This is a genomic window from Aliinostoc maniaoense (genome assembly GCF_058172895.1).
This window is the reverse complement of record NZ_CP187952.1, coordinates 5,211,487-5,231,433: the sequence shown is the minus strand read 5'-3', so window position 1 is coordinate 5,231,433 and position 19,947 is coordinate 5,211,487. Positions and strand designations below refer to the sequence as shown.

Here is a 19,947-nt window from a genome sequence, read left to right as displayed (position 1 = left end):
ACGCAATTTTGACTTATATCTATGCCCACTCTGACCGTAGAAGCTCTATGCTTAGAAGCAGCAATATTTTCAGCCGCAGAGTCTCAGCACTCAGAACCCCTGCTTTATGGTGTGACAGATGGTAAAGCAGTTGGAACATACCTAGAGCAAAAGTTTAAGCTTTACCTAAAAGAGAAATATGAGTTTCTGCAAGGTAATTCCGCCAGTGGTATAGATTTTCCAGGGTTATTAGTTGATGTGAAAGTAACTAGTATTAAACAACCACAATCTTCTTGTCCTTTTAAATCAGCACGACAGAAGATTTTTGGTCTTGGTTACTCACTCATGATTTTTGTTTATGACAAAACAGATAATAGTGATAATCGCACTGCAACTTTGAGTATTCTACATACTATTTATGTTAGTGCCGAAAGGACAGCAGATTTTCAAATGACCCGTGGTATTCAAAATATCTTAGCTAATGAAGGTAACAGAGATGATCTCATCGCTTTTATGCTAGATAGAAATCTGCCTGTTGATGAAATTGAAGCCGGAAATATCGCAGACGAAATACTCACTAATCCACCACTTCAGGGATTATTAACTATTTCTAATGCTTTACAATGGAGATTGCAATATAGCAGAGTGATTGAGCGTGCTGGAAAAGATGATGGTGTAGTGGCTGTTTATAGGTTGATTTCATGAATCAAGGTTTAAAGTCAAAAATAGAATATGGTGATTTTCAAACACCTATAGATTTAGCTAAAACAATTTGTTATAAACTAGTTGAACTAGATATTAAACCTGACATAATTATTGAGCCAACTTGTGGAGTGGGTAACTTCATTAAAGCCTCTGCACAAGTTTTTCAATCTGCAAAGGAAATTATTGGAATTGAAATTAATCAAGATTATATCAATGCAATTAAAAATGATAAGTTGCTTTTAGAGGATAAGAGAATCCAAGTTGAACAAGGAGACTTTTTTCAATTTGATTTGTCATCATTATTCAAAGAAAATAATGAAAATATATTATTAATAGGTAATTTACCTTGGGTAACTAACTCACAGCAAGGTGTAATTCATGGCGGCAATTTACCATTAAAAAGTAATTTTCAAAAGCACAATGGCTTAGATGCAATTACAGGCAAGAGTAATTTTGATATTTCTGAATGGATGCTCATCCGCATAGCTCAATATTTACACCAGCGTCATGGTTATCTTGCTATGTTGTGTAAAACTTCTGTTGCCAGAAAATTGCTAAATTATCTTCATGCTCAAAACATCTCTCTAGAATACTGTGCAACATACAAAATAGATGCAAAAAAATATTTCGGTGCAAATGTTGATGCTTGTTTATTATTATGCAAATTTAATTTAAATGCACACAATTATTTTTGTGATGTATTTAATGATATTGACGATAAAATTTATCACCGCATAGGATATAAAGACAAGATTCTGGTTAAAGATATATTGACTTTTGATAAACTAAAAGATTTATATAATCCCAAAGCTGGAGAAAAGTGGCGTTCTGGTATTAAACACGATTGCTCAGATGTGATGGAGCTAGTTAAAGTTAATGATACCTATATAAATGGCTTAGGGGAAATAGTTGATATAGAAGAAACCTATATTTTTCCTTTACTTAAAGGTTCTGATGTTGCCCAAGGTCGAACTAAATTTAATCATAAATATGTTTTGGTGACTCAGAAATTTATTGGTGAGTCAACTGAATATATTAGAAACTCCGCACCTAAAACTTGGAATTATCTAGAATCTCATGCCCATTATTTAGATGCCAGAAAAAGCAAAATATATCACAATAATCCCAGATTTTCTATATTCGGAGTCGGAAGCTATACATTTTTACCTTGGAAAATAGCGATTTGTGGATTATATAAAAAACTTAACTTCCAAATGATTGGCATGATTAACGGTAAGCCTGCGGTTTTTGATGATACTGTTTATTTCCTAGCCTTTGAAGATCAGCAAACCGCTTCTCAAGCTTTTATGCTTTTAACTTCTACTTTAGCATCTGACTTTTATTCTTCACTGATTTTTTGGGACGAAAAACGACCAATAAAATCTAGTATATTGAACAGTCTCAATCTGTCATCATTAGCACAGAGATGGAATAATGGTGCGATCGCAGATCGCTACACTCAAATGAAGATAGTTTGAGAGGTAATCAACCACTAGATTATTTAGTTTTGTAAAGTTTAACGTCTGGTTTTTGGCGGGGGTTTACAGGCTGGAGTTGATGATTTTGCTAGTATTTGGCGGTTTGTAACGGAATGTAAAGTTAGCTGCAACTTTGTCGCGTCGATTTATAGCAAGTAAGGGTGAGTAAAGTTGTGTTAATAAAAGAAAAGTTTGTTTTTTTGCCTTGACTCCTCGAGCTTTTTCGTTTAGATTATCTATAAAGCTGATTTTTAACGAAAAAAGCTTTTGGATTTTTGTACTGACGCTGTAGGTCACATCTCTATCTCCGTACCTCGGCGCAACTGAACCTTGAAAACCAAATATATCAATAGTTTCCAAAGGGTAGGGTTAAACACCACCTCTTCCCCGCAAGGGGACGGAAACCTTGTACCTAAAATGCGCTCTTGGTAACGACTAGATAAGCTGTTTATATGTTAAACACCACCTCTTCCCCGCAAGGGGACGGAAACTTACTGGTGATACCCAGTGGTGGGATAAATACATCAATGAAGTTTCGTTAAACACCACCTCTTCCCCGCAAGGGGACGGAAACTTTAGATTCATCAACTACTATCTCCTCTAAAGAAATCTGGGGATTGCAAGTTAAACACCACCTCTTCCCCGCAAGGGGACGGAAACTTAATAGATTCCCATTCATTGTTGCACATTTGGGATTCTAGTTAAACACCACCTCTTCCCCGCAAGGGGACGGAAACCGTGGATGCCCCCGGAGTCAATCAAAAGAGTTTCTTGAGTAAAGTTAAACACCACCTCTTCCCCGCAAGGGGACGGAAACTCCAATTACAAGAAGGGGTAATTCAATTAGATTACTATCCTGGTTAAACACCACCTCTTCCCCGCAAGGGGACGGAAACTGGCTAGGTTAATTAGCTGCTTTTTAGACAGATTTGTGTTTGTTAAACACCACCTCTTCCCCGCAAGGGGACGGAAACTTTAGCTGCTAGTCCACCTCCTACTTCTTCTTGAGACTTGGAGTTAAACACCACCTCTTCCCCGCAAGGGGACGGAAACATATGTAGAACTCAGATAGCAAATTCTGGATTAGTAGGTTAAACACCACCTCTTCCCCGCAAGGGGACGGAAACTTTAGATTTCTGAGAAGAAACCCAAAGAAAACCCCCTTGTTAAACACCACCTCTTCCCCGCAAGGGGACGAAAACTATCAGTAATTCCAACAGAAGAATCAAAGGCAGGGGGGAAAAGGGAGACAAGGTAGACACAGTAGTAGGGTACAAGGCATAATGGCAGGAAATAATTTGGGTAAGAATTTATAATCTGTTGATTGCACCTTGATAAAATCAAACTCAGGTGGTGTTTCATGGAGCTTGATGTGCGTCATCAAGGGAAAATCCCCTTAGTTCAGTATCCAGATTTTTCGGCTTTGGGATATCAAGTTATTAAAGAATTAGGACGCAACGAACAAGGAGGACGCATCACTTATCTTGCTTGTATCCGTCACTCTCAACAACAGGTAGTTATTAAAAAGTTTAGCCTTTCCCATACAAGTGCAGATTGGTGGGGTGTAACACCTTATCAACGGGAAATGCAAATATTGCAAAAACTAAATCATCCCCGCATCCCCCGCTATATAGATTCTTTTACTACATCTACAGGTTTTTACATAGTGCAGGAGTACAAAAACGCTCCTTCATTGGGTTCAGTACAAAAATGGCATCCAGAAGCAATTAAGAAAATAGGGGTGTCAGTTTTAGAAATTTTGGTGTACTTACAGCAGCAAGTTGAGCCAATTATTCATCGAGACATTAAACCAGAAAATATTTTAGTTGATGAACAATTAAATGCTTACCTAGTAGATTTTGATTTGGCACATATACAGGGTGAAAAAATGGCTCTGAGCAGTTTGGCAAACGGAACTCCTGGTTTTATGCCACCAGAGGAACACTTAGGCCAAACTCTTACCCCAGCTTCAGACTTGTATAGTTTAGGTTCAACCCTAATTTACTTACTAGCTAAAGCCCATGCTGTCAATATTAGTCAATTATTTGCAGGTAACTACCGCTTCGACTTACAACAATTTCCGGCAGTCAATGCCAGATTTGTTTGCTGGTTAAAAAAAATGGTAGAACCCAAATGGCAATATCGTTACCCCAATGCTAATGCTGCATTGACTGCATTACAACCCATCCAAGTTACAGGTGCTACTAATATCCTACAAACCCGGATGGCATCCCTAAGATTAAAAAGACACACCACCATCCTAGGACTAGCAATTATTGGGTTATTAGCAGTAGCCGGAATTACATTAGTGATGTCACAACAGGATAGTTCAGCCCACCCAGTGCAGAAACAAAATGAGTGATATTGGTATGGGGCATGGGGCATTGGGCATTGGGCATGGGGCATTGGGCATTGGGCATGGGGCATTGGGCATTGGGCATGGGGCATTGGGCATTGGGCATGGGGCATGGGGCATTGGGCATGGGGCATTGGGCATTGGGCATTGGGCATTAGATAAAAATTCTACCTTGTCTACCTTGTCTCCCCCTGCTCCCTGCTCCCTGCTCCCTGCCCCCTGCCCCCACTCCCCACTCCCTAACCCCCAGTCGCTAGTTCCAACAAACCAGCCGGGGGAGTGATTTCAATGCGACGTGATGGTATATCTACTATAGGTGCGATCGCTGTTACAAAGGGAATTAAAACTTTCTGGGGTTTTTTCTCGCTATCAGGTGAGGTTATTAACTGCACTTCTAGTAAATCATGACCAGCCGGAATCACGTCAACTACTGTACCCACCAGTTCCCCGGAGTCTTGGAGAAAAACTTCTATGCCAATTAAATCGAGGACATGATATTCATCTTCGCCTAATTGGGGGCGATCGCTAATGGGGACAAATAATCTACAATTACGTAATTCCTCGGCTTGGTTGCGATTTTCTACCCCAGCCAATTGAATGATATATAAGTTTTTCCCTTCCACATAACGCCCCGCTAATAATTCAATAGGTTGGGGTTCTTTCTCCCCTGGGCGTAATAACCAACGTGTCCCCGACTCCTCAAACCGTTCTGGAAAATCAGTTTCAGGATACACCCGCAATTCCCCAGCTAAACCTTGCGGTGCAACGATTTTACCAATTTCTATCCAATCATCAAGGTTGGGGGACTGGCGACTGGCGACTGGCGACTGGCGACTGGGTTTTTCTTTCTTCCCTGCTTTCCGTCTTCCATTCTTCTCTTGTGTTTGTTCGCGGTTCACTACCATTAACTCAACTACTATGTCAAACGGATTATAAAACCAATTCGCAATTCGCAATGGGCTAAACGCCCCGCTTTCGCTAACGCAATTCGCAATTAATTCAGCCACCCACAAGGGGTGGGGTTTTTACCTACCTCGGGAAAAAAGGATTTTTTCGCCCGCCAGGGGCGAGGTTTTGAACCTATCTTTTTCCGATAAATCTTAGATAGAGAGGCGATAAATCGCCGTCTCTAAAAAGAAATTACGAATTACGAATTACGAATTACGAATTACTAAGCACTAACCGCCGCACTTTGATAAACTTGCTCTGCGACTTTAGCTAAACGCTGCATTCCTAAAGCAATTTCGTCATTGCTACCGGTGAGGCTAATACGTAAACATTGGTGTTTGTGTTGCCATTCTTCTTTTAAGCCAGGGAAGAATGTACTACCAGGAACGACAATTACACCGACTTTTTTCAGTTCTTGATAAAATTCCCAGTCAGTGATGGGTAAATCTTTTAACCACAACCAAGCAAAGATTGCTCCTTCGCCACGATGTAAGAACCAAGGTAAGTCATTGGGCATGGAACTAGTTAAAGTATCTTCCAAAACTGTAAACTTTTGTTGGTAGAAGGGACGAATTACAGTTTCAGAGATTTGCACTAGACTACCGGAGTTGATAGCACGAGCTGCGATCGCTTGTCCATAACGTGACGGATGAATACACAAATTTGTCTGGAAACACTCTAAAACGTGTATCCATTTTTCGTCACCTATGGCAACACCGATGCGTTCTCCTGGTAATCCAGCTTTCGATAAACTCATACAGTGAATAATATTGTCGCCAAATACTGGCTGCATCTCTGTAAAGTTTAATGCTGGGAAAGGTGGCGCATAAGCAGAATCAATTAACACCGGCACATCATAGGAAGCAGCTAAAGCCGCAATTTTCTTCACCTCGTCTTCTGTCATGACGTTACCTGTAGGGTTACAGGGACGAGAGAAGATAATACAACCGGTGTTGTCTGTCACCGATAACTGGTTAAAATCAGGGCGATATTTAAACTTGTGGTTAGCTGTGTCAATATCCAGAGTGGGTTTGTAAGCCACTAATGCTTCTGGGAACAAACAAACACCACCATAACCTGTGTAATCTGGACTGAGGGGTAAAACTATTTGCTTGAGTTCCCCATTGCTAGCGTAGCCACCGAAAGAATTAGCAGCGTAGAAGTAGAGACTTTGACTACCGGGGGTAAGCAAAATATTGCGCTCAGTTAAGTTTAAACCGTAGCGGTTGTTAAAGTCATTAGCGATCGCTTCAATTAATGGTGCATAGCCTTGACTCGAACCGTAACGGCAAACCACCTCTCCATATTCAGAACTAGCCAACAGTTCTGCTGTACAATCCCGCCACAACTGTTCTACCTCTGGTAAAATCAACGGGTTGCCCGCACTCAAATTAATTAACTCCTGCCCTCGATTAGCTCTTAGCGTTTCGTTAATGTCCTTCATAATCGCTCGGACACCTGTGAGGTTAGACATTTGAGTGCCAATTTTAGTTAGGGCAGGGTTCATAAGCTGTGCAAAAGTAAAGGTAAGTGAAGGGTTGACGACAATATAACTTAAATAATGCGGCAGATAGATATCATTTTTCCAGTTTACCGCCTGTAACTAATGTACCAATCTCTCCCAAAAATGCAATTTTATAGTTAAATGACATACAGACTATCAAAAAACTCGTAACCATCCTAAGATATATATTCATTGAAAGCGGCGGGAAACTCCATCCCCTTGTGGCCCCGCCGCATGGGGCATAGGGCATTGGTATGTTCTTTCCCATGCCCAATTCCCAATGCCCAAAAACACCATCCCCTTGTGGGTGGAGTTTTTCATATTCCCAACAATTACTTTAATTTATCAGTGTTTCCCATTAGCATACTCATTAGGATCAGCTTTTTGAATTTTGAATTTTGAATTTTGAATTAATTCATGGGAGGGCTAACTAGTGGAAGTTAAAGCAGCAGTAGCTTATGGTGCGGGTAAGCCGTTAACTATTGAAACTGTCCAACTAGAAGGGCCACAAACTGGGGAAGTTTTAGTGGAAATTAAAGCTAGTGGTGTCTGTCACACTGACGCGTTTACCCTGTCTGGTGATGATCCTGAAGGTTTATTTCCCGCTATTTTGGGACATGAAGGGGCTGGTGTAGTTGTAGAAGTGGGTGCAGGTGTAACTAGTGTCAAGCCAGGAGATCATGTCATACCCCTGTACACTCCCGAATGTCGCCAATGTGCATATTGTCTCAGCTTTAAAACTAATCTCTGTCAAGCAATTCGTGCTACCCAAGGGCGCGGGGTAATGCCTAATGGTACTAGTCGCTTTAGTATTGATGGAAAAATGATACATCACTACATGGGGACTTCTACCTTTGCTAACTATACGGTGTTGCCAGAAATAGCCGTGGCCAAGATTCGGGAAGACGCGCCTTTTGATAAGGTTTGTTATATCGGTTGCGGTGTAACCACTGGTATAGGTGCGGTGATTTATACAGCTAAAGTAGAACCAGGAGCGAATGTAGTAGTTTTTGGTTTAGGGGGTATTGGTTTAAACGTCATCCAAGGGGCGCGGATGGTGGGAGCGAATATGATTGTAGGGGTAGATATTAATCCCAATAAACGCGCCTTGGCAGAAAAATTTGGCATGACACATTTTGTCAACCCCAAGGAAGTAGAGGGTGATTTAGTTAGTTACTTAGTAGATTTAACTAAAGGTGGTGCTGATTATAGTTTTGAATGTATCGGCAACGTCAAAGTTATGCGTCAAGCATTAGAATGCTGTCATAAAGGTTGGGGTGTAAGTGTAATTATTGGTGTAGCTGGCGCAGGGCAAGAAATTAGCACCCGTCCGTTTCAATTAGTAACAGGAAGAGTCTGGAAAGGTTCGGCTTTTGGTGGTGCAAGAGGGCGTACAGATGTGCCGAAAATTGTTGATTGGTATATGGACGGCAAGATTAATATTGATGATTTAATTACTCATGTTATGCCCATTGAGCAGATTAATGACGCGTTTGATTTAATGCACAAAGGTGAATCAATTCGCAGTGTAGTGACATTTTAGAACGAGGAAATAAAAGTTTTGATTTTCCCGAAATTTTGTCCTAGAAAACGCAAAGCTTTCATGAAACCTTCGCGCCCCTACCGAAGTTCTGTTCGCCCTTGGCGTTGGCGAAGCCATCGGAGGAAGCCTCCGCTCAGACTTCTCTCTGCGTAAACCTACGCGCTCCTTTGCGTTAAATCAATGATGTTGGGTTTCCTTGCGTCAACCCAACCTACTAGCTGGCGGCGAATGGCTAAGACAAAAAAGATTGATTGTAAAAATTAATTGTTGTTGGGTTTAGCTTCTGTAGCAGGTGGGGTACACGCAATTTGATCATTGGGCGGCAATACCTCTAGTTTCCTGCTTGCTTTCCAGCTTTCTAGTTCTGATAGTTCAAATGTGAGTTTTGGGGGTAATGGCTTGGATGGGTTTGGATTCTGACACACAGAGAAAGACACATTATTATTTTCTCGTGTCAACACTTTTAAAGATGCGCCTTTAGGTAAATCTAAGGACTCACCTGGAGGTAAATCTATGTTCTTTGCCACAGGAATTGGATTGTTGATTTTAATTATCCATCCACTGTTGAGGTTAGCAATTGATTGACTATTCTCTATTGCCGGAGTTTCTGGTGAATTTGTAATCAACGGAGGTGAGTTTACACCAGCAGGGTTACTTCTGGTTTCCAGGATGAACTTCACCCAGAAGCCTAATGCACCAACTGCGATCGCTAATACTATGGGAGCGATTAAATTTAATGGTAGATTTCTAAAGTTAGTTTTTTGACGCAGGACTTTTGTCGGTTGTGCTGGGTTGGTTTCTTCTAGTAATGTTGATGATGTTGGTCGTGCAGGCGCATTTACTGGTGGAATGCTCCCACTCTCAGGCATGACTAGATTAATAGGGGAGGGTGGTTCAGTGTATTTGACTTGATAGTGTACTAGGGCAACAGTGACATTATCATGTCCATTTTTGGTGTTGGCAATCTCTATGAGGCGATCGCCAACATCTACTAAATTCTTGCCTCCCTGGAGAATAGGCCAAATCTCTTTTTCCCAGTATTCTTCCACCCGATCAAAATCACTCAAGCCATCGGATGTCAGGAGAAATACCGAGTCTTCATCACAAATAAATCTCTGTGCTGTGGGATGTAAAGAAGTGCTAGGACTCATTCCTAAAGCCTGTACCAGAGAACCTGCACCAGTTTGCTGTACAGCATCCCGATAAATAGCGTAGCCTAATCTAACTTCCCGTGAAGCCACATCATCATCTAGGGTAATTTGATAACAACCTTTGCTGGTAATCCAGTAAGCTCGACTATCACCTACATGAGTAATGTACATTTCATGACCAATCGGGAGAGCCATCACCAAGGTTGTCCCCATGCGTTTTCTGCCTTGGCGATTTTCGCTATCATTGCGCTGACTAATTTTGTCATTAGCAATGCCTACGAATCTTTCTAAATCAGCCAGCACAATGCCAGGATCTATATGCTCTGAAGGTATTCTTGTCAGTTCCTGTAAGTGCTGCTGGATAGTTTCTATCGCTAAATTAGAAGCTACATTTCCTCCCTCATGCCCACCGATACCGTCACAAACAATTGCTAAAGGATGAGGATGAGGTGGTTTCTTTAAGGGTGTGCCACTGGGAGGAAAACAAGCATCTTCATTTCTTTCCCGTCGCAGACCGGTATCTGTTTTGGTGATAATTTCAATGGTGGGTGTTTGGCTTTGGCCTAAATCTCTTAACCCTTGGTCTAAAATGGCAATGAGTAATTCTGGTGAATGAATTTCCCCTGTAATCAATGAATGACTAACTTGCTCAACGAACTTACTAATAGCTGGTTTAGCCGTGCTGGATAATTGCTGCCAAAATTTACCTAGTTCTGGTAATTCTGGTGGTGTACCTTGGTCAAAACTTAATTCCAATAACTTGACTAATGTTCCTTCTACCCGCAGCAAGTATGAGTGAAGTAAGCTAGAGACTACACCTTCACTTTTTAAAGGTTGCCACAGTTGGGCAATTTGCCATAACCAGTTAAGTTGGCGCATCGATGTAGCATGAGGCCAAGCATTAATTAACTCGCTGGACAAGCCGACTTGTTGCCCTGTACTATCAATGACGACTATGGGCGGTTTTTCTAAAAGCAGGATTTCACTACGATTGTTGCCTTCAAATAATTCTACGACTCCATAGACCTGGGGAACGTTTAAACGGTAGGGAATTAGCCTCAGATACGGTCTTAGGGGTGTGGAATTATCTAACTCTGGTGCTTGGGGAGGTAAACCAGGGTTTGTATCGAAAACAACGTGTTTGTTAATGATTAAATAGCGATCGGCTAATAATTCACCAGGACTCACTCCTAGACCATTTCCTCCCACCCATAAGTAACGTTGTGGTAAGGGTGTGGAGCATTGCTGGCAAAACTTGTTAGTCAGGGAGTTTGTAGCCCGACAATTTGGACAGTGGAGGAGCGTTGCCGCATCATTTGTCATAGTGTTCGCACCGATCAGCGATTGGCAATTTGTTCAACAATATAAACCGCTCATTTCTCTTCAATTGGACGTATCCAACTTGGGATGATGATTGTAGCTGGTAGATACCAGAAAATACTAATACTTAATTTACAATCTATGCAAACAGCAGACTATTCTGTCAACCATACAGCCTTATCATAGCTTTTATTCCTGTGCAACTTCCTATTTACTAGTGCCACTGACTTTCACCCTGTTCCTTAAGCATAACTACAACTACATTTGTCCCGTTTCCTAGTAGTATATGACTTTGTGAGTCAGCAGGCATTTTTCTAGTTTATAATTTGCTGCACAGCTATGAACTTTAATTAAGAATTAAGTTCGCTGTCTGATGTCAACATTATTATCTATGTTGAAAAAGAGAGTAAGCTGTGGGGCGCGACTCTTAGGGTAGATGAAATTCTCCAGTAACTAACCTGTATACAATTAGAGTCGATTCATTTTTGATCTTTGGTTTGAATTACCCAATTTTGCTGGGATGAACACCCATACGTCTATTTTTTGCCAAGTTTTGTTAGCCTATAATGCAGTAAACCTCAGCTAAATCACTGTAATGCCTAATTTATCGGCTTATAGGCTTCACAAAGTTTCAAAGTCTAAGTTGAGAGACATGATTGATGGTCTACTCTGATCACAACAGTTAGTTAGGTATCAACTGCAACCTATTGATAAAAAAATTTACAAATTTTAACTTGTTAAGATAAACAAATTTCCCCGCCAGGTATTTTTGTACTATGGTGATCTCAACTAAACAATCTGAGGATTTGAAAGTGTATTCTCCATTTCAAAATCAATTCTTGCGGATAGTGAAAGTATTATTGCTATTTTCTCAAGAAATTTTTGTATCACAATCTACTATAGGGGACTGACAATTTAAAAAATATTCCATTGCTATTGTTGAGTGGTGAGTGTTGACTGTTAACACTCAGCACTTACCAGAAAAAATCTGCTTTTATTCGACTGCGACTTGGGGAAGTCCCATACTATAGTTAGTGACGCGTGCAGACAGATTGTAGCTGATTTCACCATTTTGGAGGAGCGATCGCAAATAATGCTCCAAATCAGAACCAATCCGACGTAAGTTGTAGTCTGTGAGGTCTACACCACTGGATGTTTCGACTAGTTCATCAAATTTGCGATAAATCTTTTGCAAAGCGTCTTCATTCCAATTAAATTCATTGTCTGGGTCAACATCCAATGTCAAAACCTGATTGCTGGGAATCAGTTCACCGTCCCGGTTAATTTCTGCTGCGAAAATGCGTATATGACGGGTTGTAGACTTAAGCAACGTCGGGTTGTCCATAGCTAGGGTCAGATTTAGGTTGATGATACTGAAATCATTGTAGACGCTACAGGAGGGGGTGATAAAGGGGAGTTTGGGGAGTGGGGGGAGACAAGGGAGACAAAGGAGTGGGGTGTGTGACGCTCTGAAAGTATTTGAACCTAGTCATAAGACTTATCGCGTCACGCATCAAGCATCTATTGTCTATATTTGCGTCAGTCTTAATTTTCTCTAACTCAAAAACTTAGGTGAGGAAATTCCAGTTAATTTGGTTGTTGGTCTATGCTATTGTTTAAAACCAATTTTTTACTGTTGATAAAATTGTTTATTTTACTCTCCTGAATTTTATGATGAAAAAAACTTACATCAAGTAATTTCACGTAGTGACGATCAAAATACCTCTGGCTCTAATTAAAGCTTAAAAAACTAGCGAATTTACTTACGTGTAAACACGAAAATTTTAGTAAAAAGTTAAACTATTATTGACTTAAAAATAAAGTTGATGTAAAAAGCTTTAAAAACATACAACAACTTCTTACAGAAACTTTATTGTATAGAACCTCAAAAACTGAATAATAGTTATGGCTTGCTTGAACAGCATCGGACACAGGTAGATGGCAAGATAAATGCAGCAAGCCCGTCTAAAAACACACAGGAGAGTGCAATGGAATATAAATGCTATGACTTGAAAAAAGATTTCTAATTAAAACTGACTGGACACAAAAAAATATAAATTTTGACGGGAGATATCACTCCTGATCTCGTAACCACCAAGTACAGGAATCCCCAACACTATGAACTCAAAAGCATTACCACGGCAGATAAATAATATCGAAGTAGGTGTCTATGATTGTGAAATACATCTCAAATTCCGACTGATTGAGGAAAAAAGTTTATTAGGCGATCGTGAACAGTTGTTGCAAGTGCTACTAGACGCGTTAACAGAAGGTTCTGATGATTTTTTAGAGATGCTACAAGCATCCGTTAAAGCGCAGGAGGTTTCTGAGTTTAAGGCTTCCCCTCAAATGCGTCGGCAATTAATGCGTTTACGTAATGCTGTCGATAATACTCAGTAGTCAGAAATAAAGCTGTGATGGGAGTAGTGTTAAACCTAAAATCAGAATTAACTTACTTTTAACTTATCTGATTTGCCTATTTGCTCTCAGTAACTCGATTAGTAATTGTATAATCCTATTCCTGAATGTGAGCAATTAACTCTACTCTTTGAAAAGCTGAATTGAGTGTCTACAAGTGGCTTTAAGTTTTAGCACTAAGTAAATAATTGAGTGCTTACTAATGCAAATATACTTACCTGTGAGTAAGTAACATAGTTCTAGAATTTCAGCATCTCAGGCTAATTTATCAAACCAGGGTTTTACTTGATTTTTTTAACTATATAATTGAGTTAGCTAATATATTAGAAAATTAATCGTTCAGATTTTGCAGATGTGTGATTTTTGTATACAGTAATGGGGCAAGCATAGTCTAAAATCTACACAGCCCCATTTAGTTTATCAATGAAAATTAAAGGTTTGTCAGGAGTACTGTAGAGACGTTGCATGCAACGTCTCTACACCATTTATTTGGCGCAACTTTATAGAGAATTGGTATGACTACAAACTATAATCAATAATAGTGTATTTGCTTACTGAGCTAATCCGTGTTCTAGAGCAAAACGAACTAATTCGGTGCGACTATTAGTACCAGTTTTACTAAATAAACGACTGACATATTTTTCAACATTACGTACACTAGTTTCCAAGCGACGGGCGATTTCCTTGTTCATTAGTCCTTCAGCCACCAAGTTTAAAACACTTTGTTCTCTTGGTGTCAAGTCAATTTTAAAGGGGGCTGGAGATTGAGAAATCGCGCTTTTTTGGGTTAGTAAAGCTTTGATTTGGGCAATTTGATGGGCGAGTTCAGCAATATCTGGTGTTTCGCTGTCTTGTCCTGAAACTTGTGGTTTGGCGGTGCGCCGAGCTAGTAGATTTTCTACGATCGCAATTAGTTCATCAGGATCGAAAGGTTTAGGTAAATAGGCATCAACACCAGCCTGATAACCTTGGATGCGATCGCTAGTCATACCTTTTGCAGTTAAAAATACCACAGGCAGCGATTGGAAACGAGGGTCTTCTCGTAATTGCTTGAGAAATTGATAGCCATCTACCTGGGGCATCATAATGTCAGAAATCACCAGATCGGGTGTACTTTGTTGCATCAACTCCCAACCTTCACGGGCATTACTGGCGACTTGAACGCCGAAACCGCTTTCTTGCAAGTATTCTTTCACGGCTTCCCGTAATCCGGGTTCATCATCTACCAGTAACAATTGTGCTGACATTGAACGTTTCCTTATGGTCTACCTGTTTCCAATGTAGCGAATCCTTGCGCTAAAATTCAAATTTTCTCTAGCCACTCGATATTTTTAGCTTGTTCTGGTAGCTGGGCATCTCGTTGCCCCGCAGCACGGGCTTTGGCGGTAAATAAACCAATGGGAGTATTGAATAAATCTATCAATTTACCTTGACCGGCGATCGCTTTAATTGTGTCCCGTGGTAATTCCTTCAGTAACCAACGGAGTAAACGATAGCTCATATCTTGAGGTTTGATATCTGGCATTAAGGCTACGCCGTGGAGTTCATGTAAATAACGGTTAGATCGTCCGTATCGCCGCCATTGACTAGCTAATTCTTCAAATGTGCTACGGTGACGATGTTGAACAATGGCGGTGGGGGCAAATTCTAACCGCCCTAAGTTTTGTTGTAAAATCCGCCAACAAATATCTGCATCCCCGCCAGTGGTAAGATGAGGACGAAATAACCCTGATTTACTGAAAACACTACGCCGGATGGCAAGGTTAGCGGTTTGACCGTAGGGACAAAAGGGATGAGCCAGGGTATGTTTTTGGGAGAGCGTTTCTTGACGGTCTGCGTGTTGTTCTAAAAAAGTTTTACCTGGGAGTGCCGTAATTTCTCCAGCAACAATCACAACATCTTGGTTGACAAAAGGCTGAATTAATGCTTCTAGCCATTGGGGTTGAGGACGACAATCTGCGTCTGTAAAGGCTACAATTTCACCGACTGCGGCGCGAATACCTGTATTACGAGCTGCATAAGAACTTTGGATTTGATTTTCACTCCACGGGTGAATGGTAATGGGGGAATTAGCAGCCGTTGTTTTGAGATAGTCGAGGGTGCGATCGCTACTATTATTATCTACTAGCAGGTACTCTACTCTGTCTTTGGGGTAGGTTTGAGACACCAGACAGTTAATTAAATCTGGTAAATCTGCCTCACCGTTATAAATAGGAACAACCACCGAAACCATTGGCAAGAAGCTGTTGGCGGTGGTTGGATCAATTTCCTGGTAATTCATGCGCCTGGGTGATTCGTAATTCGTAATTCGTAATTCGTAATTCGTAATTCGTCATAGCCTGCGGCTAGACTTGCGCCTAGGTAATTCCGCTATGGGTTACTGTACTCTATGAGAACGCTTTTGGCGAATGCGGTAGCGTCTCGTCAGAGAAGCAAGCTAGGTAAGTAGAACGACTTGAAAAAACCCAACTATGTAAAGTAATGTAAAAAAAATTGAATTTAGTTCGTAGTAAGGACTTTAGTCCTTAATAGAGGACTAAAGTCCTCACTACAAACCTTTAATTATTTACACCGTTCTACTTAATTTGGGGATGAAGGGGGTAAAGGAGACATTTTCAGAGTAATCCCCAATCCCCAATCCCCAGTCACATTATGAATGACGTTGTTCAGACTCAAACAAGGCTGATATATCAACACCTGATAACGAAATTGGATATAGAGTATTTAGAATTTCAGATCATTGGCGCGAATGCTCAAGGGTTGGGAGGTTTGATTAATGGGAGGTTTGGCAAAGGTATTAGTCGATAAAATAGCGATCGCTCGGCTATATTGAGGGTCGTTGGGTGTACCAATTAGGCTAGGATTAGAGGCTAGCTGACGTTCCTGGGCTTCTGTCAATTCTAGTTTGATATCTGGGGTAATCCCTTTATGGTTAATATCTGTACCATTGGGGGTGTAATAATGAGCGATGGTGACAGCCATCCCCGAACCATCTGATAATTCATGGACTGACTGCACTAAGGCTTTACCAAAGGTTTGACTACCAACAACTACTGCCCGTTTATTATCTTTGAGCGCGCCTGTGAGAATTTCACTAGCACTAGCGGAACTACCGTCTACCAATACGGCTAAAGGCAATTTTGTTAAAGCAGTACGATTGGCTTTAGTATCTTCATTGACTCCTTTGCGGTTAACTGTGCGGACAATGCCCCCTTCATCTAACCACATCCGAGCAATTTCGATGCTGGCTTGCAATAACCCCCCAGGATTCCCCCGCAAGTCTAGTACAAAGGCATCGACTTTTTTACCGTTTAAATCTCTAATTGCTCGTTGCATTTGTTCGGCAGCGTGGCCACTAAACTCTCTTAAGCGAATGTAACCAATGCGGCGATTTCCTTCTTGCTTGAGGCTAGAGTAGACGGTGGGGACTTCGATAGTTGCCCGTGTCAACTTCACATCAAAGGGAGTCCGCCCACTACGTCCTAAACGCAGTGTAATATTACTACCTGCTTGGCCGCGAATTAATTTAGAGGCATCATCAATTTTCATCGACTGAGTAGGCTTGCCATCAATAGCCAAAATCTCGTCGCCCGATTTAATTCCAGCTTTTAGGGCTGGGGAATTTTCTATGGCTTCTACAATAGTCAATCGCTTGGTTTTTTCATTGATCTCCATGCGAATCCCAATCCCAGAGACTTCCCCGGAGGTTTGGCTGGTTAAGGCTTCAAACTGTTTGGGATCCATGAATCTGGTGTAGGGATCGTTGAGCTGTTGTAACGCCTCGCGGATAGCTACATAAGCTTCTTCTTTAGATGAATACTCTTTACTTAATAAAGTTTGCCTTATTGCTAGCCAGTTTTTTTGATTAAACTTGTCATCAACATATTCACTATTGACTATTTGCCATGCCTGGTCAACTAAGGCTTTGGGACTGTCCTGTAGGGCAGCGCGAACACTCCGAGTCCAAGCGGGGCCAAATACGGATATAGTAGCAGTTGTGGCGATCGCTCCTCCAATCATGGCTACTTGGAGTGGCGAGTGACGTTTCGCAGATTTGTTCATGTATATCAGCAGCAATCTAAGGTGGTGTTGACAGTTTAGCAATCAGGCTTTTAGGTATTTCTTAAGTTTTTATACTCAATTTTCAGCTATGCTTCCTTCATAATTTTCCCTCTCAATTATGTTAGGATCTTGCCTTAATTTGTGAAAAATTGTTACCTAATTTCTGCACCTTCTTAATTAGTCTAATCTAACACTATGGCAATGATGTGACAGTTATGCAACTGTCTTCTATACACCCTATATTAATTTCCTAAGATAGCATTTCATTGCTAAAAATGTTGGTCTTTTGCAAGTGAGTTAATCAGCTTTTTTTCTCCTATGTCATGAGCAACAACTTTACCAAAAATTCATCAGTTCCTGGTAGAAAGAAATTTCGCAGATGGTTGCGCTGGTTACAAAAGCTCGGTTGGGGTTTATGCTTCTTATTGGCAAGTTGGCTAATTCTGGTAATAATTAACTTAATTCTAGCTTCTTCCCAGCCAGTAGATGCCTTTTTCGTCCTTGGTGGTAGTATTCGCCGGGAAATTTATATTGCCCAAATAGCTAAACAAAATCCACAAATTCCCATTTTGATTTCTCAAGGTTCTCAAGACCCCTGTATACGCCTAATTTTTCAAAGAGAAGGAGCAGATTTACACAACGTTTGGTTAGAAAAATGTGCTAAATCTACCTTTGAAAATTTCTACTACGGACTACCCATTTTCCAGCAATGGGGAGTACATAAGGTCAAACTAATTACTTCCCCTACCCACTTACCCCGCGCTCAATGGATGTCACAGATTCTTTTCGGGGCGCATGGTATGTGGGTGGAGGTTGAGGCCGTTCAGGAAATAGGTATTCCTGGCAATCAAGAATCTTGGTTAAAAACTACACTAGATGTCACACGCAGTCTAATTTGGGCAATTGTCAGCCAAATTATCCAGCCCCAATGCTCAAATATAATTAAACTCAGTGATGTAAATATGCAAGCTTGGGAAAGTCAAGGTTTTAAGTGTGAACGGCAGGGGGGTGTGGGGGTGTAGGGGCAGGGGAGCAGGGAGCAGGGAGCAGGGAGCAGGGAGCAGGGAGCAGGGAGCAGGGGGAGACAAGGGAGACAAGGGAGAAATATTTACCCCAATGCCCCATTCCCCATTCCCCATGCCCCATTCCCCAATTAACTTAAAATCTCATCCCACTCTGATAGACAAAGGGACTGTACTTGTATGTCTATATCAAAACAATCCCTAGCCGCATTCGTTAAAGCTGTGGTAATTGTATCTATACTCAAGCCTGGGGGTAATTCCACAGGCTCAAAAGATTCTTGGCCAAATACTTGAGCAAATAATTCTGCATCTGGTTGTAAACGCATAGAACCATGTTGCAAAATTGCTCCGCCTTGTCTTAATTGCGCGCTGCCGATGAATTTTGTGCCATCTGGTAAGACTAAATCTGCACCTGTGGCAGTGCCAAAACAGTTAGGGTTATGAATGTACCCGCGTCCGGCTGTACCATAATGTAGTGGTATGCCGATCGCGCTCCATCCTTGAATTAAAAATTTGCAAATCTGCTGATAGTTCTCTAGACGATTGCCCACTAATCCAGAGGTGATGACAGTATAAGTTAAATCGCCTTGGTGTAACACTGCCCTGCCACCGGTAGGACGGCGGACTAAATCTAATTTCTGCCCCTTCCAAGTCAGATTTTGCCAATGTTCAGGATATTGTCGTTGATGATACCCAAGGGAAATAGCGGGTGGCGACCATGTATAAAAGCGCAGAGTTGCAGGATAGTTTCCTGATAGGTGTTGCTGTAATAACCATCTATCAATGGCCATCTGCACACTACCAGAGGCTGCTAAAAAAGGAATCAGTCGCCAAACCTGCTTTTTACCCATGAACAATTTTTAACTACTTAAGCTGCACCAAATTCAGATTGTAAGACTTCATCATTGTCATCTGCGATCGTTGCCACAATAGTAATCAGTCGGGAAACTTCCCCAGGGGACAATTCTGCTAAGGTGCGGGTAGAGATGACGACAACTCGGTTGTCAATAATCCCAAAGCGAGACTCCAAGGTACTGGAGCAATTCATTTCTAATAGGTGACGCATCAATTTCGGTTCGTCTTTAGCAGGTAACTGGAGTACTGCCGACCAAACTGTAATTGTGTCTTCATCCGTTGTGCCTGTCAGTTGCACAAAGACTTCCACGCTACCATATTTAAACTTCCACAAATAACCTCCTTCTGGTGAATGGCTCACCATCGCGCTATCATCTTGGTCTAAGGAGTCAATGACGTTTTCAATGATTTCTACATGGTTAATGCTGGTTGTTTCCACTAGTTCCTCTAGAGCATCTTTACTAGTTAAGGTTTCTTGGTAGCCTGTCATACAGATTTTTCTCTCGATATACTCATTGTTTGATCTACACATACTTTATAGCCTGTGAGCCAAATTAGGTTGATAAATCAAAGATTAGGGCGGGGAAGTTTACTTGGGAAAAATTA

At 41.1% G+C, this 19,947-nt stretch carries 19 protein-coding genes and 1 CRISPR repeat array; of the genes, 7 read left to right on the top strand and 12 right to left on the bottom strand.

Going from position 1 to position 19,947, the window contains the following annotated elements; all coding sequences use genetic code 11:
* The first annotated feature begins 21 nt into the window (after positions 1–21).
* On the top strand, positions 22–684 hold the full coding sequence (locus ACPZ3T_RS22725) for a type II restriction-modification system restriction endonuclease (protein ID WP_490271723.1): 663 nt from the start codon (positions 22–24) through the stop codon (positions 682–684).
* On the top strand, positions 681–2,162 hold the full coding sequence (locus ACPZ3T_RS22720) for an SAM-dependent methyltransferase (RefSeq protein ID WP_490271722.1): 1,482 nt from the start codon (positions 681–683) through the stop codon (positions 2,160–2,162). The genes ACPZ3T_RS22725 and ACPZ3T_RS22720 overlap by 4 nt, the downstream gene beginning before the upstream one ends.
* A 63-nt stretch (positions 2,163–2,225) precedes the next feature.
* Here ACPZ3T_RS22720 and ACPZ3T_RS22715 read toward each other — a convergent pair whose 3' ends face one another.
* The gene (locus tag ACPZ3T_RS22715) at positions 2,226–2,522 is read right to left on the bottom strand and encodes a hypothetical protein (protein WP_490271721.1); all 297 of its coding nucleotides are present in this window, start codon (positions 2,520–2,522) and stop codon (positions 2,226–2,228) included.
* An 8-nt stretch (positions 2,523–2,530) separates the two neighbouring features.
* A CRISPR array of direct repeats spans positions 2,531–3,364; the repeat unit is 37 nt; unit sequence GTTAAACACCACCTCTTCCCCGCAAGGGGACGGAAAC.
* A 158-nt stretch (positions 3,365–3,522) separates the two neighbouring features.
* On the opposite strand from ACPZ3T_RS22715, the gene ACPZ3T_RS22710 reads away from it, so the two are divergent.
* Positions 3,523–4,524, top strand: a complete 1,002-nt coding sequence (locus ACPZ3T_RS22710) for a serine/threonine protein kinase (RefSeq protein ID WP_490271720.1) — start codon at positions 3,523–3,525, stop codon at positions 4,522–4,524.
* On the opposite strand, the gene ACPZ3T_RS22705 is transcribed toward ACPZ3T_RS22710, so the two are convergent.
* The 4 genes from ACPZ3T_RS22705 to ACPZ3T_RS22690 all read right to left on the bottom strand — a co-directional run bounded on the left by ACPZ3T_RS22705 (position 4,492) and on the right by ACPZ3T_RS22690 (position 7,291).
* A complete protein-coding gene (locus ACPZ3T_RS22705; protein ID WP_490271719.1) occupies positions 4,492–4,659 on the bottom strand; it encodes a hypothetical protein in 168 nt (55 codons plus the stop codon). The two genes, ACPZ3T_RS22710 and ACPZ3T_RS22705, sit on opposite strands and share 33 nt — an antisense overlap.
* Before the next feature lie 98 nt (positions 4,660–4,757).
* Positions 4,758–5,417, bottom strand: a complete 660-nt coding sequence (rimM, locus tag ACPZ3T_RS22700) for a ribosome maturation factor RimM (protein WP_490271718.1) — start codon at positions 5,415–5,417, stop codon at positions 4,758–4,760.
* Positions 5,418–5,689: 272 nt separating this feature from the next.
* Entirely contained in the window at positions 5,690–6,973 is a 1,284-nt protein-coding gene (locus ACPZ3T_RS22695; RefSeq protein ID WP_490271717.1) for a valine--pyruvate transaminase, read from the bottom strand.
* 186 nt (positions 6,974–7,159) lie between these two features.
* Positions 7,160–7,291, bottom strand: coding sequence for a hypothetical protein (locus ACPZ3T_RS22690; protein ID WP_490271716.1), 132 nt, complete (start codon positions 7,289–7,291; stop codon positions 7,160–7,162).
* A 112-nt stretch (positions 7,292–7,403) separates the two neighbouring features.
* Here ACPZ3T_RS22690 and ACPZ3T_RS22685 point away from each other — a divergent pair, with 112 nt between their 5' ends.
* A complete protein-coding gene (locus ACPZ3T_RS22685; protein ID WP_490271715.1) occupies positions 7,404–8,513 on the top strand; it encodes an S-(hydroxymethyl)glutathione dehydrogenase/class III alcohol dehydrogenase in 1,110 nt (369 codons plus the stop codon).
* A gap of 260 nt (positions 8,514–8,773) precedes the next feature.
* On the opposite strand, the gene ACPZ3T_RS22680 is transcribed toward ACPZ3T_RS22685, so the two are convergent.
* Both ACPZ3T_RS22680 and ACPZ3T_RS22675 read right to left on the bottom strand, forming a co-directional pair.
* The gene (locus tag ACPZ3T_RS22680; protein WP_490271714.1) at positions 8,774–10,987 is read right to left on the bottom strand and encodes a protein phosphatase 2C domain-containing protein; all 2,214 of its coding nucleotides are present in this window, start codon (positions 10,985–10,987) and stop codon (positions 8,774–8,776) included.
* Positions 10,988–11,978: 991 nt separating this feature from the next.
* A complete protein-coding gene (locus tag ACPZ3T_RS22675) occupies positions 11,979–12,329 on the bottom strand; it encodes an NAD(P)H-quinone oxidoreductase subunit M (protein ID WP_490271713.1) in 351 nt (116 codons plus the stop codon).
* 773 nt (positions 12,330–13,102) lie between these two features.
* On the opposite strand from ACPZ3T_RS22675, the gene ACPZ3T_RS22670 reads away from it, so the two are divergent.
* Positions 13,103–13,384 (top strand): Npun_R1517 family heterocyst differentiation transcriptional regulator, encoded by a 282-nt coding sequence (locus ACPZ3T_RS22670; protein ID WP_490271712.1) that lies wholly within the window; start codon positions 13,103–13,105, stop codon positions 13,382–13,384.
* Between the two features lie 569 nt (positions 13,385–13,953).
* Here ACPZ3T_RS22670 and ACPZ3T_RS22665 read toward each other — a convergent pair.
* From ACPZ3T_RS22665 to ctpB, 3 genes are all read right to left on the bottom strand, one after another.
* Complete coding sequence (locus tag ACPZ3T_RS22665; RefSeq protein ID WP_490271711.1) at positions 13,954–14,649, bottom strand: response regulator transcription factor; 696 nt, start codon at positions 14,647–14,649, stop codon at positions 13,954–13,956.
* A gap of 56 nt (positions 14,650–14,705) precedes the next feature.
* On the bottom strand, positions 14,706–15,683 hold the full coding sequence (locus tag ACPZ3T_RS22660) for a glycosyltransferase family 2 protein (RefSeq protein WP_490271710.1): 978 nt from the start codon (positions 15,681–15,683) through the stop codon (positions 14,706–14,708).
* A gap of 443 nt (positions 15,684–16,126) precedes the next feature.
* Positions 16,127–17,464, bottom strand: a complete 1,338-nt coding sequence (gene ctpB / locus ACPZ3T_RS22655; RefSeq protein ID WP_490271709.1) for a carboxyl-terminal processing protease CtpB — start codon at positions 17,462–17,464, stop codon at positions 16,127–16,129.
* 323 nt (positions 17,465–17,787) lie between these two features.
* On the opposite strand from ctpB, the gene ACPZ3T_RS22650 reads away from it, so the two are divergent.
* Both ACPZ3T_RS22650 and ACPZ3T_RS22645 read left to right on the top strand, forming a co-directional pair.
* On the top strand, positions 17,788–18,486 hold the full coding sequence (locus tag ACPZ3T_RS22650) for a YdcF family protein (protein WP_490271708.1): 699 nt from the start codon (positions 17,788–17,790) through the stop codon (positions 18,484–18,486).
* A complete protein-coding gene (locus ACPZ3T_RS22645; RefSeq protein WP_490271707.1) occupies positions 18,473–18,691 on the top strand; it encodes a hypothetical protein in 219 nt (72 codons plus the stop codon). Before ACPZ3T_RS22650 ends, ACPZ3T_RS22645 begins: the two co-directional genes overlap by 14 nt.
* Here ACPZ3T_RS22645 and ACPZ3T_RS22640 read toward each other — a convergent pair.
* Together ACPZ3T_RS22640 and ACPZ3T_RS22635 are read right to left on the bottom strand one after the other, a co-directional pair.
* On the bottom strand, positions 18,618–19,337 hold the full coding sequence (locus ACPZ3T_RS22640) for a lipoate--protein ligase family protein (protein ID WP_490271706.1): 720 nt from the start codon (positions 19,335–19,337) through the stop codon (positions 18,618–18,620). The genes ACPZ3T_RS22645 and ACPZ3T_RS22640 overlap by 74 nt on opposite strands.
* Before the next feature lie 17 nt (positions 19,338–19,354).
* Positions 19,355–19,831, bottom strand: a complete 477-nt coding sequence (locus ACPZ3T_RS22635; protein WP_490271705.1) for a YbjN domain-containing protein — start codon at positions 19,829–19,831, stop codon at positions 19,355–19,357.
* Positions 19,832–19,947: the final 116 nt, after the last annotated feature.

Coding starts and splice junctions, on each gene's coding strand:
- ACPZ3T_RS22725 (WP_490271723.1), top strand. CDS start 22: ATGCCCACTCTGACCGTAGAAGCTCTATGCTTAGAAGCAGCAATATTT.
- ACPZ3T_RS22720 (WP_490271722.1), top strand. CDS start 681: ATGAATCAAGGTTTAAAGTCAAAAATAGAATATGGTGATTTTCAAACA.
- ACPZ3T_RS22710 (WP_490271720.1), top strand. CDS start 3,523: ATGGAGCTTGATGTGCGTCATCAAGGGAAAATCCCCTTAGTTCAGTAT.
- ACPZ3T_RS22705 (WP_490271719.1), bottom strand. CDS start 4,659: ATGCCCAATGCCCCATGCCCAATGCCCCATGCCCCATGCCCAATGCCC.
- ACPZ3T_RS22695 (WP_490271717.1), bottom strand. CDS start 6,973: ATGAACCCTGCCCTAACTAAAATTGGCACTCAAATGTCTAACCTCACA.
- ACPZ3T_RS22690 (WP_490271716.1), bottom strand. CDS start 7,291: ATGAAAAACTCCACCCACAAGGGGATGGTGTTTTTGGGCATTGGGAAT.
- ACPZ3T_RS22680 (WP_490271714.1), bottom strand. CDS start 10,987: ATGACAAATGATGCGGCAACGCTCCTCCACTGTCCAAATTGTCGGGCT.
- ACPZ3T_RS22675 (WP_490271713.1), bottom strand. CDS start 12,329: ATGGACAACCCGACGTTGCTTAAGTCTACAACCCGTCATATACGCATT.
- ACPZ3T_RS22670 (WP_490271712.1), top strand. CDS start 13,103: ATGAACTCAAAAGCATTACCACGGCAGATAAATAATATCGAAGTAGGT.
- ACPZ3T_RS22665 (WP_490271711.1), bottom strand. CDS start 14,649: ATGTCAGCACAATTGTTACTGGTAGATGATGAACCCGGATTACGGGAA.
- ACPZ3T_RS22660 (WP_490271710.1), bottom strand. CDS start 15,683: ATGAATTACCAGGAAATTGATCCAACCACCGCCAACAGCTTCTTGCCA.
- ctpB (WP_490271709.1), bottom strand. CDS start 17,464: ATGAACAAATCTGCGAAACGTCACTCGCCACTCCAAGTAGCCATGATT.
- ACPZ3T_RS22650 (WP_490271708.1), top strand. CDS start 17,788: ATGAGCAACAACTTTACCAAAAATTCATCAGTTCCTGGTAGAAAGAAA.
- ACPZ3T_RS22640 (WP_490271706.1), bottom strand. CDS start 19,337: ATGGGTAAAAAGCAGGTTTGGCGACTGATTCCTTTTTTAGCAGCCTCT.
- ACPZ3T_RS22635 (WP_490271705.1), bottom strand. CDS start 19,831: ATGACAGGCTACCAAGAAACCTTAACTAGTAAAGATGCTCTAGAGGAA.